General features: G+C 65.7%; 16 protein-coding genes. 3 read left to right on the top strand and 13 right to left on the bottom strand.

Going from position 1 to position 16,102, the window contains the following annotated elements:
- The first annotated feature begins 66 nt into the window (after positions 1–66).
- The 3 genes from BACI348_RS10975 (at position 67) to BACI348_RS10965 (ending at position 2,100) form a co-directional block, all read left to right on the top strand.
- Complete coding sequence (locus tag BACI348_RS10975) at positions 67–540, top strand: NfeD family protein (RefSeq protein ID WP_159830008.1); 474 nt, start codon at positions 67–69, stop codon at positions 538–540.
- A gap of 23 nt (positions 541–563) precedes the next feature.
- Positions 564–1,508, top strand: coding sequence for an SPFH domain-containing protein (locus BACI348_RS10970; protein ID WP_159825735.1), 945 nt, complete (start codon positions 564–566; stop codon positions 1,506–1,508).
- A gap of 244 nt (positions 1,509–1,752) precedes the next feature.
- Positions 1,753–2,100 (top strand): RNA polymerase-binding protein RbpA, encoded by a 348-nt coding sequence (locus BACI348_RS10965; protein WP_013600997.1) that lies wholly within the window; start codon positions 1,753–1,755, stop codon positions 2,098–2,100.
- Positions 2,101–2,165: 65 nt separating this feature from the next.
- Here BACI348_RS10965 and BACI348_RS10960 read toward each other — a convergent pair whose 3' ends face one another.
- The 13 genes from BACI348_RS10960 to BACI348_RS10900 all read right to left on the bottom strand — a co-directional run bounded on the left by BACI348_RS10960 (position 2,166) and on the right by BACI348_RS10900 (position 16,039).
- Positions 2,166–2,909, bottom strand: coding sequence for a polyprenol monophosphomannose synthase (locus BACI348_RS10960; RefSeq protein WP_159825733.1), 744 nt, complete (start codon positions 2,907–2,909; stop codon positions 2,166–2,168).
- 95 nt (positions 2,910–3,004) lie between these two features.
- Positions 3,005–4,666: an amidohydrolase gene (locus tag BACI348_RS10955; protein WP_159825731.1), complete on the bottom strand. Its 1,662-nt coding sequence runs from the start codon at positions 4,664–4,666 to the stop codon at positions 3,005–3,007.
- Positions 4,667–4,715: 49 nt separating this feature from the next.
- Positions 4,716–7,667, bottom strand: a complete 2,952-nt coding sequence (locus tag BACI348_RS10950) for a DEAD/DEAH box helicase (RefSeq protein WP_159825729.1) — start codon at positions 7,665–7,667, stop codon at positions 4,716–4,718.
- Between the two features lie 20 nt (positions 7,668–7,687).
- The gene (gene tatC, locus BACI348_RS10945) at positions 7,688–8,482 is read right to left on the bottom strand and encodes a twin-arginine translocase subunit TatC (protein WP_159825727.1); all 795 of its coding nucleotides are present in this window, start codon (positions 8,480–8,482) and stop codon (positions 7,688–7,690) included.
- Positions 8,483–8,530: 48 nt separating this feature from the next.
- Entirely contained in the window at positions 8,531–8,806 is a 276-nt protein-coding gene (gene tatA / locus BACI348_RS10940) for a Sec-independent protein translocase subunit TatA (protein ID WP_159825725.1), read from the bottom strand.
- Between the two features lie 32 nt (positions 8,807–8,838).
- On the bottom strand, positions 8,839–9,186 hold the full coding sequence (locus tag BACI348_RS10935; protein WP_159825723.1) for a hypothetical protein: 348 nt from the start codon (positions 9,184–9,186) through the stop codon (positions 8,839–8,841).
- A 10-nt stretch (positions 9,187–9,196) separates the two neighbouring features.
- Positions 9,197–11,203: a helix-turn-helix transcriptional regulator gene (locus BACI348_RS10930; RefSeq protein ID WP_159825721.1), complete on the bottom strand. Its 2,007-nt coding sequence runs from the start codon at positions 11,201–11,203 to the stop codon at positions 9,197–9,199.
- A 102-nt stretch (positions 11,204–11,305) separates the two neighbouring features.
- Positions 11,306–11,701, bottom strand: a complete 396-nt coding sequence (locus tag BACI348_RS10925) for an FKBP-type peptidyl-prolyl cis-trans isomerase (protein WP_159825719.1) — start codon at positions 11,699–11,701, stop codon at positions 11,306–11,308.
- Positions 11,702–11,778: 77 nt separating this feature from the next.
- Positions 11,779–12,741: an FKBP-type peptidyl-prolyl cis-trans isomerase gene (locus BACI348_RS10920; protein WP_159825717.1), complete on the bottom strand. Its 963-nt coding sequence runs from the start codon at positions 12,739–12,741 to the stop codon at positions 11,779–11,781.
- A gap of 113 nt (positions 12,742–12,854) precedes the next feature.
- On the bottom strand, positions 12,855–14,219 hold the full coding sequence (gene pafA / locus BACI348_RS10915) for a Pup--protein ligase (RefSeq protein WP_159825715.1): 1,365 nt from the start codon (positions 14,217–14,219) through the stop codon (positions 12,855–12,857).
- Between the two features lie 8 nt (positions 14,220–14,227).
- A complete protein-coding gene (gene prcA, locus BACI348_RS10910; protein ID WP_159825713.1) occupies positions 14,228–14,938 on the bottom strand; it encodes a proteasome subunit alpha in 711 nt (236 codons plus the stop codon).
- Position 14,939: 1 nt separating this feature from the next.
- Entirely contained in the window at positions 14,940–15,761 is an 822-nt protein-coding gene (gene prcB / locus BACI348_RS10905) for a proteasome subunit beta (RefSeq protein WP_159825711.1), read from the bottom strand.
- 74 nt (positions 15,762–15,835) lie between these two features.
- Complete coding sequence (locus tag BACI348_RS10900) at positions 15,836–16,039, bottom strand: ubiquitin-like protein Pup (protein WP_159825709.1); 204 nt, start codon at positions 16,037–16,039, stop codon at positions 15,836–15,838.
- Positions 16,040–16,102: the final 63 nt, after the last annotated feature.

Here is a 16,102-nt window from a genome sequence, read left to right as displayed (position 1 = left end):
ACTAAGATTGAAGGACAGTTACTGGCGGGTGCGCGTCCGCGGCTCCCCGTAGCGAAGGGGGAGAACTTGTTCGAATGGCTCGGCGAAAACTGGTGGGCGTTGTGGCTCACCGCTTTCCTGGCGTTTGCAGTGATCGAGATGATCACGCTTGACCTGTTTTTCATCATGCTTGGTGGCGGGACCCTTGCCGCCCTGGTGGCCGACTTCGCGGGCGCAGACCTTTGGCTGCAGATCGTCGTCTTCTGCGTCGTGTCGCTGCTGATGATCGCCTTCGTCCGGCCCGTTGCCCTGTCCCACCTGAAAAAGGGCCCGTCAGACCAGCGGACCAACGTGGACCGGCTGATCGGTGAACAGGCGTTGGTGATGGAGCCAGTGACTTCCGACGGCGGCCTGGTCAAAATCGGCGGTGACATCTGGACCGCCCGTTCCGCAGGCGGAGTCCTTGCCGCCGGGCAAAAAGTTGTGGTCGCCGCGATCGAGGGGGCCACCGCAGTGGTGTCAGCCCCCACCGAGTCCGCGGCCAGTCCGGATACAGCCTGATCAATTGGGGAACAAGGAGATGTATGGATAACGCCGGAGGTACTGCATTGGCCATTGTGCTGGTAGTCCTGATCGTGTTTGTGATTATTGTTTTGGTCCGTTCGGTGCGGATCATTCCGCAGGCGCGCGCGGGCGTGGTGGAACGGCTGGGCAAGTACCAGCGCACGCTGAACCCGGGACTCACTATCCTGATTCCTTTTGTGGACCGGCTCCTGCCGTTGCTGGACCTGCGCGAACAGGTGGTGTCCTTCCCGCCGCAGCCGGTCATCACCGAGGACAACCTGGTGGTGTCGATCGACACGGTGGTCTACTTCCAGGTCACTGACCCGCGGGCGGCCACCTACGAGATCGCCAACTACATCCAGGCCGTCGAGCAGCTGACCACCACTACCCTGCGCAACGTGGTGGGCGGCCTGAACCTCGAAGAGGCACTCACCTCCCGCGACCAGATCAACGGCCAGCTGCGCGGCGTGCTGGATGAGGCCACGGGGCGGTGGGGCATCCGCGTTTCCCGGGTGGAGCTCAAGGCCATCGACCCGCCCCACTCCATCCAGGACTCGATGGAGAAGCAGATGCGCGCGGAGCGGGACCGGCGTGCCGCCATCCTCACCGCAGAAGGCACCAAGCAGTCAGCCATCCTCACCGCCGAAGGCCAGCGGCAGGCGTCCATCCTCGCGGCCGAAGGCGATGCCAAGGCGGCCATCCTCCGTGCAGACGGTGAGGCCCAGGCCATCCAGAAGGTCTTTGACGCCATCCACAAGGGCAACCCGGACCAGAAACTGCTGGCCTACCAGTACCTTCAGACCCTGCCGAAGCTCGCGGAGGGCTCGTCCAACAAACTGTGGATCATCCCCAGTGAAGTCGGCGAAGCCCTCAAGGGCATCGGCAATGCCCTGGGCGGGACCGCCACGGAGACCGCGGCAACCGGCCTGTTCGATGAGGTCGGCGCCAAGCCCTCCGAGCCGTAAACCGACGCTATGCCAAGACAGGGAAGGGATCCGCAGCCGCTGCGGATCCCTTCCATTTTGGCCGACACGGTAGGGCACGCGTATAATTGGGTATTTGTCCGGCCGGAGTAGATCCGCTGGAACAACCAAGCTTCGCAATGCGTTGAATCTAACGATGCAGCACAGTGCACAGAGTAGTCCGGAGGCGCTTGGCGCCGCCGGCTAGCGCGGGTTCTACACCGCGAACCGACCAGAGGGAGAAATCATGAGCGATCGCAGCCTGCGGGGCATGCGCCTTGGTGCGCAGAGCATGGAGACCGAGTCCGGAGTCGAGCCGGCTCCGCGCCAGCGCGTCGAGTACCGGTGCGAAGACGGCGAGCAGGTCTTCGTCACCTTCTCCTCCGAAGCGGAGATTCCTCCGGTGTGGGTTTCCAAGACCGGCAAGGAAGCGCTCCTGGTTGACGGCGAACGCCCGGACACCAGCAACGACAAGGCTGTCCGCACGCACTGGGACATGCTCCTGGAGCGCCGCTCCCTGCCTGAACTGGAGCAGATCCTCGAGGACCGCCTCACCATCCTGCGCGAACGCCGCGGAGAACGCCGCTCCGCGTAGCACCCTGAATACAGCAAATGGGCCGTCCCGCACAATGTGTGCGGGACGGCCCATTGGCGTTTGTGCTACTGCCCTGCCTGAGCCTTCTTGCGGGTGAGGGTGTTCCAGCGGGCCTGGAGTCCCCACTTGGTGACGTTGATCATGGCTTCGACAACGATGTTGCCGCTCATTTTGGAGGCGCCGAGTTCGCGCTCCACAAAGGTGATCGGGCGTTCCTCGATCCGCAGCCCCATCTTTGCAACCCGCCAGGCAAGGTCAACCTGGAAGCCGTAGCCCACGGAGTCCACCTGGTCCAGGTTCAGTTTCTCCAGGGTGGTACGGCGGAAGGCCCGGTAACCTCCGGTGACGTCCTTGATCTTCAGCCCCAGCATCAGCCGGGCGTAGGTGCTGCCCACCCTTGAGATAGCCTGCCGGTACAGCGGCCAATTCACCACGCTGCCGCCCGGGACCCAGCGCGAGCCCATGGCGAGGTCGGCGCCCTGCTCGATCGCTTCGAGGAGCTGGGGAAGCTGTTCGGGCTGGTGGGAGCCGTCCGCGTCCATCTCCACCAATACGTCGTAGCCGGCGTCCAGGCCCCACTTGAAGCCTGCGATGTAGGCGGCGCCCAGGCCTTCCTTGCCCTTGCGGTGCAGGACATGGACCTGGGAGTCCTCGGCGGCGATCCCGTCGGCGAGCTTGCCGGTGCCGTCGGGGCTGTTGTCATCCACTACCAGCACGTCCGAGGCCGGCACTGCTGCACGGAGCCGCTGAAGGGTGATCGGCAGCGATTCCAACTCGTTGTAGGTAGGGATGATCGTAAGGACGCGCACAGAGAGCCTTCCTGGTGGGAGCGGTCGGTGCGCCCGCTGGCCAGCGAAACAGCCGGCGGGCGCAGCTACCCATTATAGGGCGCCGGGCAACGGGGTCAGGAACGCAAGGCAGGACTCGCGAACAGCTCCACGCCGTCGCGCACAGTCTGCAGGCATACCGGATCAGCACCCGTGTCCAGTGCCGGCAGCAGGGGTGTGCGGGCCCGTGGGTCGGTGCTCCAGGACTGGACCCGGCCATCGGCCACCTGGACCATCAATTCCTCGACCTCCCACACGGCGAAGCTCGCCGGAGCGCCGGGCACCAACTGGCCCGCCATCGGGTTCTGGTACCTGGCGGCCCGCCACCCTGCCCGCGTGTGGCCGAGGAACGCTGCGCGCGCCGAGATCCGTTCATCCTCATTGTGGTGCTCCAGGCACGCACGGACACTGGACCAGGGCCGCAGCGGGGTGACAGGGCTGTCACTGCCGAAGCACACGGGAACTCCTGCCGAGTACAGACTCGCAAAGGGGTTCATGGACCTGCTACGCTCCCCCAGCCGCTTCTCGTAGAGGCCGCCGGGCCCACCCCAGGCAGCATCGAAAGCAGGTTGGGCGCTGACGGTGACCGAGTAGCGCGCCAAGGTCGCCACTGCAGCGGCATCCACCATTTCGACATGTTCAAAGCGGTGGCCGGCAGCCCGGAGCCGTTGCTCGCCCACCTCGGCGGCCGCGAGTTCAAGGGCCCGCAGCGCAGCGTCCAGCCCGGCGTCACCAATGATGTGGAAGCCGCCCTGGATGCCGGCGAGCGAGCATGCGGCCAGGTGGGCCGCGGCTTCTTCGACGCTGAGGTAGAGGCTGCCGGATTCGCCGGCCGAGTCGCTGTAGCCGGACCGCAGCGCTGCAGTCCGTGATCCGATGGAGCCATCGATGTTGAGGTCGCCCGCCAGGCCGCGGACACCGGGGCCCAGCTTGCCGAGGATGCTGCGGGCGTGCTCTTCGGAGGTCGCCAGTTCGCCCCAGTACGGCAAGACTTCAGGCGCTGGGGACCCCTCGTCGCTGGTGTTATTCCAGGTCCGGGCCAGCCGGAGGTCCTCGGCGCCGCCAATGTGCGGCGCACCCATCTCCACCAAAGCCACGTAACCGTGGGACGCGGCTTCGGCCAGGGCACGCTCCTGGTGCCTGCGGAGCACCTCGTCGGGGAGCCGGCGGGTGGCCTGCCGGGCAGCTCCGTGAGCGGCCCGCGTGACCCGCGCGCCGCCGTCGTATCCGTCAAGGCCACGAAGGCCGGCGGCGCCCGCCAGCGCCGGCGACACGAGGGCGGAGTGCACGTCGACCCGGGCGAGGTAGACCGGCCGTCCCCCTGACGCGCGTTCCAGTTCCTCCGCCGTTGGCAGCGCGGCATCGGCCCAGCTGGTGTCATCCCAGCCGTGGCCGAGGACGGGACCGTCACCGCGGGCAGCGGCCACCGCGTCGAGGAGTTCCCTGGCCGAGGAAACGCCTTGCAGCGCCAGGGAGTCCAGGGCCATCCCGGTTTCGGTCAGGTGCATGTGGGAATCAACGAAGCCCGGCGCCACCAGGGCTCCATGGAGGTCGATGATCTCCATGGAGCTGTCGGCGATGGAGGACGCCGCCTGTTCCGACCCCACCCAGGCCACCGTGTCGCCATCCACCAGCATGGCCGTGGCAAACGGGTCGGCTGCGGTGTAGACGGATCCGTTGCGGTAGAGCACCGGACGGGGCTTCGGGCGGGCGTCGGGCAGAGGTGCAGGGTTGGGCATGGGAAGGCAAACTCCTGGGCTAGGGCCGGTCGGTGGCCGGTTGGGAGAATCAGAGGACGGACGAATAGGCCACGACGCCGCGGCGGATCAGTGAGATGGCTTCCGAACACAGGCGGGCGAGGCGGGGTTCGAGGCCGGGAATCTTGGCGAGCTGGTCCAGCAGGTCAACAACCTGCTTCACCCACCGGACAAAGTCTCCGGCGGCGAGGTCGGTGCCGCTCAGGACGTCCTGCAGATGCCGGCCGCGCGCCCACTTGTAGAGCGGCCATACCAGGCCAAGTTCGGGCTCGCCGGTCAGCGGCAGCTTGTTGTCCTCCTCCACGTCCTCCAGCGCAGACCATTCCCTGACGATGATGTCCACCGAAGTTTCCAGGGAGATGCTGGGCATCCGCGGCCGGAGTCCCCGGTCCTCCCGCTTGGCCTGGTACACCAGGACGCTGGCCAGTGCGGCGACTTCAGCGGCGTCAAGGTCGTTGAAGGCGCCGAGCCGCAAGGATTGGGAGATCAGCAGGTCCTTTTCCCCGTAGATCCGGCGCAGGCGCTGCCCGTCGGGGCTGATGATCAGCCGGCCGTCACCGGCGGGCTCCAGGTAACCGTAGGAGGACAGCACATCGCAGACCCGGTCAAAGGTCTTCGCGATGGTGTTGGTGCGGCTCTGGATCTGCCGGACCAGCCCGTCAGTTTCGCGGCGGAGCTTCCACCAGCGTTCGGACCAGCGGGCGTGATCCTCCCGTTCGCTGCAGCCGTGGCACGGGTGCGCCCGGAGGGCACGCCGGAGGTCTGCGATGCGCTTCTCCTGGTTGGGCAGCGATGTGGCGAGGCCAAAATCGTTGTTGCGGTTGTTCCCCGGGGCGGGCGGACGGTTCTCCCGCAACGCGTTCCGGGCCGAGGACGCCAGGTCGCGCCGTGACTTGGGCACTTTGGCATTGAAGGACTTGGGAATTCGGATCCGGGTGACCGGTGAGATGGGGCCTTCCAGGTCGTCCGTCCCGATCCGCCGCAGCTGGTTGTCCAGCGTCAGCACGGCAGGCCGGGGCTCCCGGCTGCTGTGGTCCGAACTGAGCACAATGGCCGGTCCGGGCGCCCTTCCACCGGGAACGTTCACCACGTCACCGGGAAGCAGCCTGGCGAGCGAGTCTTCGTTAAGTGATTTGCGGGCCCGGGACTTGGTCCGCGAGGAGACGTTTTCGGCGTCGGACAATTCCCGGCGCAACCGGGCGTACTCGGTGAAGTCGCCCAGGTGGCAGGTCATCGACTTTGCGTACCCGGCCAGCGATTCTTCCCGGCTGCGGACCTGCTTTGCCAGGCCCACCACGGACCGGTCGGCCTGGAACTGGGCGAAGGACGATTCCAGGATTTCACGTGCCCTGGCCCGGCCGAACTGGGCCAGGAGGTTGATGCTCATGTTGTAGGTGGGCCGGAAACTGGAGTTCAAAGGGTAGGTGCGCCGGGACGCCAGGCCCGCGACCGCCGTCGGGTCCGTTCCCGGCTGCCACAGGACCACCGCATGGCCTTCGACGTCGATGCCGCGCCGTCCGGCGCGTCCGGTCAGCTGGGTGTACTCCCCCGCGGTGATGTCCACGTGGGCTTCACCGTTGAACTTGTCCAGCTTCTCCAGCACCACCGAACGGGCGGGCATGTTGACACCCAGGGCGAGCGTTTCGGTGGCGAAGACCGCCTTGACGAAGCCGTCCGCGAAGAGCTTTTCCACCACTTCCTTGAACGTGGGCAGCATGCCGGCGTGGTGGGCGGCGAACCCCCGGAGGAGTCCGTCCCGCCAAGTCCAGAAACCCAGGACATCGAGATCGTCCGGCGGGATGTCACGGCCGGCCTCGTCGACGCGCTCGGCGATGATCCGCTGCTCTTTTTCGGTGGTGAGCCACAGGCCGGAGCCGACGCACTGGGCGACGGCGGCGTCACACCCGGCCCGGGAGAAGATGAACGTGATGGCGGGCAGCAGGTCCATCCTGTCAAGGCTTGCAATGACCTGGGGGCGGCTGGCGGGACGCACGCCCCGTTCGTCTCCCCCGCGGCCGGGCCGGTCATTGCCGCGCCGGCCCCGCTGTCCCCGGCCTCCAGGACCGGACCTGGCGCGGAAGCCCTGCATGCTTTCGCTTCTCGCCACAGTCATGAGCTCCGGGTTCACATCGAACCCGGGACCCCTGGCTTTGTCCTTCCTGCCGTGGGGGGTCTCCGGCTCGCCGGCCTGGGCGGCGGCACCGGGGTCGACAGGCGGTGCGATCTCGTCGAACGTGGTTTCACCGGCAAAGAGGTCCATGATCTGCCGGCCCACCATCACGTGCTGCCACAGCGGCACCGGCCGGTGTTCAGAAACAATGATGTCCGTGTCGCCGCGGACTGTATCCAGCCACGCGCCGAACTCCTCGGCGTTCGAAACGGTTGCACTGAGGGACGCCACCTGCACTTCGCTGGGAAGGTGGATGATCACTTCCTCCCAGACGGCGCCGCGGAAGCGGTCCGCAAGGTAGTGGACCTCATCCATCACCACATAGCCGAGGTCGTCCAGGGTGGCGGAATCGGCGTAGAGCATGTTGCGCAGGACTTCGGTGGTCATCACCACCACCGCCGCATCGCCGTTGATGCTGGTGTCCCCGGTGAGCAGGCCAACGTTTTCGGCCCCGTATTTCTCGGTGAGCTCGGTGAACTTCTGGTTGCTGAGCGCCTTGATGGGCGTGGTGTAGAAGGCCTTCAGCCCACGCTGGAGTGCGAGGTAGATGGCGAACTCGCCCACTATGGTTTTTCCTGCCCCGGTAGGCGCTGCCACCAGGACTCCCCTGCCCTCCTGGAGGGACTTGCACGCCTGCCGCTGGAAATCATCCAGTTCAAAGTCCAGGGTCCGGATGAAGGAGCCGAGATAGGTGGCTGCTTCTGACCTTCGTTCAGCGTCGGCGCGGTATCTCTCGGCGGGAGACAGCTCCTCAGGATCGCTGGGTCCGGAAGAGAATGGACCAGTGGAGAACGGCCCGGTATTGGAGGACATACCCCAAGCCTATCGGGCGCCTAGAGGTTCTTCAGCTCACTGCCGGGGGTGGCGATGTCCGCTGTGGCCTCGGTCTCAGCCACGCGCTTGGCCTGGCGCCGTTCACGGCGCTTGTCGTTCATCAGGCAGATGCCGATGGCGGCGAAAAAGAGCACCAGCAGCGGGCCTGCCAACATAAACATGGAGATGGCGTCCGCGCCGGGGGCGGCGATCGCGGCCAGGACGAAGACCAGGAACACGGTGATGCGCCAGGCCTTGAGGATGACGCGGCCCGAAATGATGCCGGCCATGTTCACGCCCACAAGCACCACGGGTACCAGGAAGGCAACGCCGAGCACCAGTACCATCCGCGTGACGAACTCGATGTACGTCCGGGCATCAATGACGCTGGACGAACCTTCGGGCGTGAACTGCGTCAGGGCGTGAACCACCTGGGGCACCACGAGCCAGCCGGCCCAGATCCCGGCCAGGAACAGCGGGACCGCGGCGGCCATGTAGCCCAGCGTGTAGCGGCGCTCCTTGGACGTTAGGCCCGGGGTGATGAACGCCCACAGTTGGTAGATCCAGATGGGGCTGGAAATGACCACACCGATCAGGAGCGACATCTGTAGTTTGAAGTCGAACGGGGACGCAATGCTTCCGAAGTTGATTGCCGCGAGCCCGCCCGTCTGTTCCGAGATACGGTTGACGGGCTCGGCCAGCGCCTTCAGCAGCGGATCGTAAAGTATCCAGCCTCCGATGCCGCCAATGACGACGCCGATCGCCGACTTGATCAGCCGGTTCTTCAGTTCTTTGAGGTGGTCCCAAAGAGCCATGCGCCCTTCGGGGTTGGCTTTACGGGACCGCGACAGTGCCACTGGGGGTCAGGCGCGGTTCGACGGCGGAACGTCAGTGCCGTCTGTCCGCTCGCCGGGCTTCGCTTGGGGATGGTTGACGACGGTGCCCTCCACCGGCCCGGAAGCGTCGGTGGGGGTGTCGGTCTTGCCGTCGTTCTTCATTTCCTTGACTTCGGATTTGATGATCCGCATGGACTGGCCAAGGCTGCGGGCCATGGCCGGAAGCTTGGGTGCGGCAAAGAGCAGCAAAGCGACGATGATGATAATAACGATCGGCCAGGGGCCATCAAAGAGTCTTCCCACGGGAAATCCTTTCCTCTACGTACATCCTACTTCTATGTGAAGTCGAGATCGCCGAGCGCCTGCGGCTGGCCCCGGTCCGTCTTGCGCTGCACCCGCCGGATGCGGCGCTGTTCCCGGCGGGACCACTTGGATGCCTCGTAATCATGTCGCATGACCGCGGGTGAGGCAAAAATGGCAGAGCCCGGCGGCGGTCCCTCCGGGTCTGTACTGGCAGCCGGCTGTTCAACGGGGCCGATGTGCCCCAGTTTTTCGCCTGCTGCACCGAGATCCTTCACCGTGGCCATGAACTGGCGGAACAGCCGGATGCCCAGCAGGACATAAAAAAGCAGCGACAGCGCAACAAGCGCCACCCATATCAGGATCCAGGACCACCAAGGCATGCTGAGAAGTCTAGCCGCCGTACCTTGCCAGGGATGCCGCGAGCCAGTTGCGGGCCGCGTCGGCCAGGTCCGCAGGGGCCAGGATCCGGGCGGAACCGCCATGCTGGGCCACAAACATCGGCAGCCAGTCGGTGTTGCCAAAGCGGATTTCGGCCACCAGCCCGCCGTCGTCGAGTTCGGCCGTGCGCTCGGCATAATAGTCGTCCGCGAGACCCCTCCCCTGCCGGGTGAGCTGGACGGTGACAACCGTATCGTCGTCCTTGGGGGTGAAGAGCTTCGCCGGTACGCCCGCAGCGGGCGCCGTTCCGGCGGGGATTGACCGTCCGTTGGGATGTACTGCCTGGACCCGGTCGAGGCGGAAATTCCGTAAGCCTTCCACGGAATGGCAGTAGGCCTCGAAGTACCAGGTGTTGTCCAGGGAGTAGAGCCGCAGCGGGTCCACGTTCCGTTCTGACACCGTGTCCCGCTGCGGGGCCAGGTATGTCAGGCGCAGTTGGGACCTGGACTCGATGGCCTGCAGCACGGTGGCGTGCGTGCCGGCGTCGGCGGGTGCCACCTCCGGTCCCGCCAGGGAAGCCGCCTGAAGCCCCTCTTCACCGGCTGCGGCGAGGAGTTTGAGGGTCACCGATTCCAGGGCGCCGCCCTCGGCCACCCCGGGCAACCCGTTCAGCGATTCCAGTCCGGTGAGAAGGGCGCAGGCTTCGTCCACGGTGAAGCGGACCGGTTTCTTCAGGTCCAGGTCCTGGGTGATGTAGACGTGGTCGTTCTCCCACTGGATGTCGAGCAGGTCGTCCGGGTATCCCTCAGGGAGCCCCGAGCAGATGAGGATCTGCAGGTCGTCCTCCAACTCCTGCCGGCTGATGCCGAAGCGCTCCGCGACGTCCTGGATGTGCAGACCCTGGTTGTGCACCAGGAAGGGCACCAGCTGCAGCATCCGCTTCAGCTGGTCCTCGGAGGTCCGGGCACGGACGGGCCGGGCAGGTGCCCCGGCAAAACGGTATGCGGGCGCGGGCGCGTTGCTGAAGTCGACGGCGGCACGGAGCCGGCGCCGCGCGGCGTCCGCGAGTTCGGGCGGAGCCACCGCGAGAGCGTCCAGGCCGTAGGAGGCAAGTTCCTCCGCCAGCACCTCCGGGTCCCTGTACTGCAGGCTGAAGCGCTCATAGCCTGCGTCCGGCGGCGTGGAGGGCCCGCCGTCGAACTGTCCATCCTGCACCGCTCCCGTGGCGACGCCGCGGCGCCGGAGCGCCAGGAGGCGTCCTTCGCGGACGTCCACGACGGCGGTGCGGAGCGGCAGTTCGGGCAGGCGTTCCAGTTCCCGGCGGATATTGAAGTCCAGCGGCGGGCTGAACTGCTCACGTTCGAGGGTTGCCACGGCGCTGGTGAAACGGGAGAGCCGGAAGTGGCGGGGCGCTTTCCTGGCACGGTCATACCCCATGAGGTACCAGTGGCCGAAGCGGCTGCCAAGGCCCCAGGGCTCCACCGTCCGTTGTTCCTCGGAGCCCGTACTGCCCGCCAGGTAGGTGAACGAGACCGGGTGCCTGGCATGCATGGCCGCGATGAGGTCGTCAAAAGCCTGGCCCGCCGGCTTGATCCGCGGCTGGACCCCGGCGGGAAGCTGCACGTTGGCGACCGCACCGGAGGCTTGCAGTTTCCGCAGCGCGCTTCGGGCGGCAGTGCCGAGCGCTGCACGCTCCCAGAGCTGGGAGGCCAGGAGCAGGACCGTCCACTCCTCCGGGTCCAGTTCCACGTCCGGGAGCCGGTTGGATTCCTTGCCGATCCGGTACCTGGTGGTTGCGGGGTCGTCCTCGCTCCAGCCCAGGTCCGTCAGGGTCTCAACGTCAAAGCCGAACTTCCGAAGGTCCGCCTTGTCCCGCTCGAACATCCTGCCGAAGGAGGCCTCGTTGCCGGGAACTGCCCGGTAGACCGTTTCGCGGAGTTCACCGCGGCGCAAGCCGTACCTGGTGTTCAGCAGTGCGATCAGCAGGTTGAGGAGGCGTTCAGTACGGGATGCGGACACTCTGGCTACGTTACTAAACTCGGCGCCGGAACGCAGGAAGCGCGGCAGCAACGGGACACTTGGTCCTGCTGCTGCCGCGCTCCTGGCCGCCCAAAGGTGGGGTCAGCGCACTGCTACGAGGTCAACCACGAAGATCAGGGCTTCGTTCGGGGCGATGGCCCCGCCGGCGCCACGGGAGCCGTAGGCAAGCTCCGAGGGGATCTCGAGGCGGCGGCGGCCGCCCACCTTCATACCCAACAGGCCCTGGTCCCAGCCCTGGATGACCTGGCCGACGCCCACCCGGAAGTCCAGCGGAGCTCCGCGGCCCCAGGAGGCGTCGAATTCTTCGCCGGTGGACCAGGCAACGCCCACGTAGTGGGTGGACACGGTGTCCCCGGCCTGGGCTTCGCGGCCGTCACCCTCAATGAGGTCGGTGATGACGAGTTCCGTGGGGACGTCGCCCTCGGGGAAGTCGATCTCGGGCTTCTGGCGGTCAAAGTCCCGCTGTCCAAAAGACATGGTTGCTCCTTGGTGTCTGGCAGATGGTGTGCTGCTGTTGGATGCCGCGGCGAAGGCCGGGCCTGATGCCATTGTTGCTACTTGGCTCCGAGGATGTCCACTACGAACACAAGGTCGCCCTTGGCCTCGCCCTGGCCGGCGTCGCCGTAGGCCAGGTCCTTGGGGATGACCAGCAGGACGCGGGAGCCTACGGTCTTGCCGGCAAGGCCCTGCGTCCAGCCCTTGATGACGCCGGTGAGCGGGAAGCTGGCCGGTTCACCACGGTCGAAGCTGGAATCGAACTTGGTTCCGCCTACCAGGGTGACGCCCACGTAGTTAACAGTGAGGGTGTCGGATTCCTTTACCGTGGCGCCGGTGCCCTTGATCAGGTCCTGGGACACGAGTTCTGTGGGAGCGGCCGCACCTTCGACGGAAATTTCGGGGATGCCGTCCTTTTCGGTGACGGTGGGCAGCCCGGCGGGCGGGGTCACGGTTTCACCTTGGGGCTTCTCCAGCGCGGGAGTCACGTCAGTGGCGGAAAGGATCTTGATGATCAGCAGCTGCGTGGGCTGGGCTGCAGCGGACGGCGCAGGGCTGGCACCGTCGGAGGGGCTGGGGGCGGCTGCACCCTGCTGGCCCGGCACGGCCAGGGCGATGCTGGAACCAACCTTGGCACCCACGAACGCGTTGTAGATGACCTCGCTGCCGGTCTTCAGTTCCTCATTCAGTTCGAGGGGTTCGGGATCGTTGGGGAATGTATCCTCCAGCGTGGACCCATCGCTGCCGTTCAGGGCGAGGATCGAGATGTTGGCGATCTGGTTCGCCTTGACCGTTTCGCCGCTGCCCTCAGTGACCACCTTGATGGTGGGGTCGGCCACGTCCAGCGGCTTGTCGAATTCCACACCCGGGGCCTTTTTGTCCCCGTTGTCAGTCAGTTTGAGGGAGTCGAACTTCGCAGTCTCACCAGCGGGCTTGCTGGTGGGTTCCGGTTCTGCCGATGAACCGCCGCAGGCGGTCAACAGCAGCAGAACAGGAAGAAGGATTGCTAGTAGTCGGCGCACGTAAGAGAACTTTCGTCGGGGCAGGATGGAGGCGGCGATCCGCACTTGGGCGGGCAGCACCGCGCGAGGGCCATGTTAAAGGCCTCATCCAGAATAGCCCCTGAACCTGAGTGTCAGCCCATAGAGTCCAGAAGCGCATCCACCCGGTCATCAACGCTGCGGAAGGGATCCTTGCACAAAATGGTCTGGTGCGCCCGGTCATTGAGCTTCAAATGCACCCAGTCCACGGTGTAGTCACGGCCCAGTTCCTGGGCACGCCTTACGAAGTCGCCGCGGAGTTTTGCGCGGGTGGTCTGGGGCGGCGCGTCAACGGCGTCCTTGACCACGGTGTCATCCACGATCCGCCGGACTGCGCCACGCGACTGCAGGAGGTAATAGAGTCCACGGCTGCGGGAAATATCGTGATAGGTCAGGTCCAACTGGGCTATCCTCGGGGCGTCCAGCCCCAGTCCATGGCGTTCGCGGTAGTTGTCCATCAGCTTCTTCTTGATCGCCCAGTCGATCTCCGTGTCGATGCCGCGGGTGTCACCGCTTTCGATGGCCTTCAAAGTCCGCTCCCACAGGTCGAGAATCAACGGCACGTGGGAGTTATGGGCGCCATGTTCCCTGACGAACGCCGTGACCTTGGTGAGGTACTCCTGCTGGATCTCCAGGGCTGTCAGCTGGCGCCCGTTGGCCAGGCGGACCAGGGCACGGCCGCTGAGGTCGTGCGAGATTTCGCGGATGCTGCGGATGGGGTTTTCCATCCGCATGTCCCGCATGATCACGCCGGCCTCGATCATGCGCAGCACCAGGTCCACCGTGCCCACCTTCATCAGGGCGGTGGCTTCGGACATGTTCGAATCGCCGACAATAACGTGCAGCCGCCGGTAGAACTCGGCGTCAGCGTGCGGCTCGTCCCTGGTGTTGATGATGGGCCGAGACCTGGTGGTGGCGGAAGAAACCCCTTCCCAGATGTGGTCGGCCCGCTGTGAAAAGGCGAAGGTGGCCCCGTGCGGCGTCTTGAGGATCTTGCCGGCGCCGGCAATCAGCTGCCGGGTGACGAGGAAGGGAATCAGGATCTCGGCGAGCCGGGAAAATTCGCCGCGGCGCGGAATGAGGTAGTTCTCGTGGCTGCCGTAGGAGTTCCCTGCCGAGTCCGTGTTGTTCTTGAACAGGTACACGGTGCCGTTGAAGCCCTCCGCCGCGAGCCGGGCCTGGGCCTCGTCCACCAGGTCATCGAGGATCAGTTCGCCGGCGCGGTCGTGGGCGATCAGCTGGGCGAGGTCGTCACACTCGGCGGTGGCATATTCGGGGTGGGATCCCACATCCAGATACAGCCGCGAGCCGTTGGTCAGGAAGACGTTGGAAGACCGGCCCCAGCTCACAACCTTGCGGAAGAGGTACCGGGCTACCTCCTCCGGGGCAAGAGGCCTCGAGTCGGGACTGGAATACGAAATCCCGAATTCCGTTTCGATACCGAAGATTCTCTTGTCCATGTGTCCTCCTAGGCCAGCAGTGCAGTGATGTCCGCGTCGTCAAGCCGCCGGAAGGCGCGGCGCGAGCCCCGTGAGCTCTCCGACTGCCTGTCCAGCACGGCAACTTCCACCGCCGCGGCAGGCAGCGCCTGCGGACGGTCCCCGGATTCCGTGGCCGGGACGAGGGCTGCCAGGGCAAGGCGCAAGGCCTCGGCGAAGCTCAGTGAGCTGCGCCAGCCCTCGTCGATTGCCGCTGAGACCTTCTCCGCCTGACCGCCCATCACTACGAACTGGTGCTCGTCCGCGATGGAACCGTCGAAGGTCAGCCGGTACAGGTGGTCGTCAGCCTGCGTTGGACCTACCTCCGCTACTGCCAGTTCCACCTCGAACGGCTTCTGCTCGGCGGTGAACACAGCGCCCAGGCTTTGGGCATAGACACTGGCGAGGCCGCGTGCGGTGACGTCCTCGCGGTCGTAGGAGTAGCCGCGGACGTCGGCGTACCGTACGCCGGCCTGCCGGAGGCTTTCGAATTCGTTGTATTTTCCGACGGCGGCGAACGCAATTTTGTCGTAGATCTCGCCGATCTTGTGCAGGGACGGAGAGGGGTTTTCGGCTACCAGCGCGATGCCGTCCGCGCAGCTGATCACTGCCACGGACCTGCCTCGGGCGATGCCCTTCCGTGCGAAGTCCGCACGGTCCTTCATCAGTTGCTCAGGCGATACGTAAAACTGCTGCGTCATCTCAGGCCTCCCGTCCGGCGGTGGTGCGGGCCTCGATAATGTTCACGCTTGCGGCGGCGATTTCGTTCTCAGCCACCCGCCGGGCGCCGCTCCTGTCCACGGTGTAGATGACGGGCCACAGCTTTCGGACGGTATCCGGGCCGCCGGTGGCGGAATCGTCGTCGGCCGCATCGTAAAGGGCCTCGACGGCGACAGAGACGGCGTCGGCCTCGGTCAGGTCGGGCCGCCACAGCTTCTTCAGGGCGCCCCGGGCGAAGACCGAACCGGAGCCCACAGTGTGGTGTTCGTGTTCCTCGTACCTGCCGCCGGTGACGTCGTAGGAGAAGAGCCTCCCGACGCCGGCGCTGGTATCGAAACCGGCGAACAGCGGCACCACGGCCAGCCCCTGCATGGCCAGGGGCAGGTTGCCGCGGATCATCGCGCCCAGCCTGTTGGCCTTGCCTTCGAGGCTGAGGAGGGTGCCTTCGATCTTTTCGTAGTGCTCGAGTTCCACCTGGAACAGGCGGGTGAGATCGATGGCGATACCGGCGGTACCGGCGATGCCCAGGACGGAGTAGCGGTCCGCGGGAAAGACTTTTTCAATGTGCCTGCTGGCAATCACGTTGCCCATGGTGGCCCGCCGGTCCCCGGCCATCAGCACACCGCCGGCGTAGCTCAACGCGACGATGGTGGTGGCATGCGGCACCTGCAGCGGAGCGGTGCCTGGCGCACTGGCCTGGAGTCCCCTGTTATAGGGCAGGAGTTCCGGCCGGTCCCGCTGCAGATGTTCGGTAAAGGATGAGGTGGCGTTGGCGGCTACCTGGTTGGCGGTTGATTCCTGCACTCATGCACTCCTTGAACGTAGTTCTTCAACGTCGGTACAGATCCCGGCCGGCCGCGGCGTCCGCCACCCTCGGGTTACTGGCCGCCTTTTTGGACGAAGGCGCGCACGAACTCCTCGGCGTTGGATTCGAGGACTCCGTCGATCTCGTCGAGGAGGTCATCAACGCCTTCAGTGGCTGCTGATGCCTGCGCTTCGGGCGGCGCCGGGGGTGCCTCGGGAATGTCTTCGTCGACCTGGCTGTCGCGCGATTGTGGCTGCTGCTGCTCCTGGCCTGCCATGGTTACCTCTCCCTTGCTGCGGTGGGATCCGGCGGATCCTCCGATATGCCCATCCTGCCACGA

Origin of the sequence: Arthrobacter sp. 9AX (genome assembly GCF_902506095.1) — a bacterium.
GTDB lineage: Bacteria > Actinomycetota > Actinomycetes > Actinomycetales > Micrococcaceae > Arthrobacter.
This window is presented reverse-complemented; position numbering and strand designations above follow the sequence as displayed.

Bases quoted from the DNA above. Each gene is read 5' to 3' on its own strand.
- BACI348_RS10900 (WP_159825709.1), bottom strand. From the start codon at position 16,039: ATGGCAGGCCAGGAGCAGCAGCAGCCACAATCGCGCGACAGCCAGGTC.
- BACI348_RS10965 (WP_013600997.1), top strand. From the start codon at position 1,753: ATGAGCGATCGCAGCCTGCGGGGCATGCGCCTTGGTGCGCAGAGCATG.
- BACI348_RS10935 (WP_159825723.1), bottom strand. From the start codon at position 9,186: ATGCCTTGGTGGTCCTGGATCCTGATATGGGTGGCGCTTGTTGCGCTG.
- prcA (WP_159825713.1), bottom strand. From the start codon at position 14,938: ATGACGCAGCAGTTTTACGTATCGCCTGAGCAACTGATGAAGGACCGT.
- BACI348_RS10950 (WP_159825729.1), bottom strand. From the start codon at position 7,667: ATGTCCTCCAATACCGGGCCGTTCTCCACTGGTCCATTCTCTTCCGGA.
- BACI348_RS10925 (WP_159825719.1), bottom strand. From the start codon at position 11,701: ATGTCTTTTGGACAGCGGGACTTTGACCGCCAGAAGCCCGAGATCGAC.
- tatC (WP_159825727.1), bottom strand. From the start codon at position 8,482: ATGGCTCTTTGGGACCACCTCAAAGAACTGAAGAACCGGCTGATCAAG.
- BACI348_RS10955 (WP_159825731.1), bottom strand. From the start codon at position 4,666: ATGCCCAACCCTGCACCTCTGCCCGACGCCCGCCCGAAGCCCCGTCCG.
- BACI348_RS10970 (WP_159825735.1), top strand. From the start codon at position 564: ATGGATAACGCCGGAGGTACTGCATTGGCCATTGTGCTGGTAGTCCTG.
- pafA (WP_159825715.1), bottom strand. From the start codon at position 14,219: ATGGACAAGAGAATCTTCGGTATCGAAACGGAATTCGGGATTTCGTAT.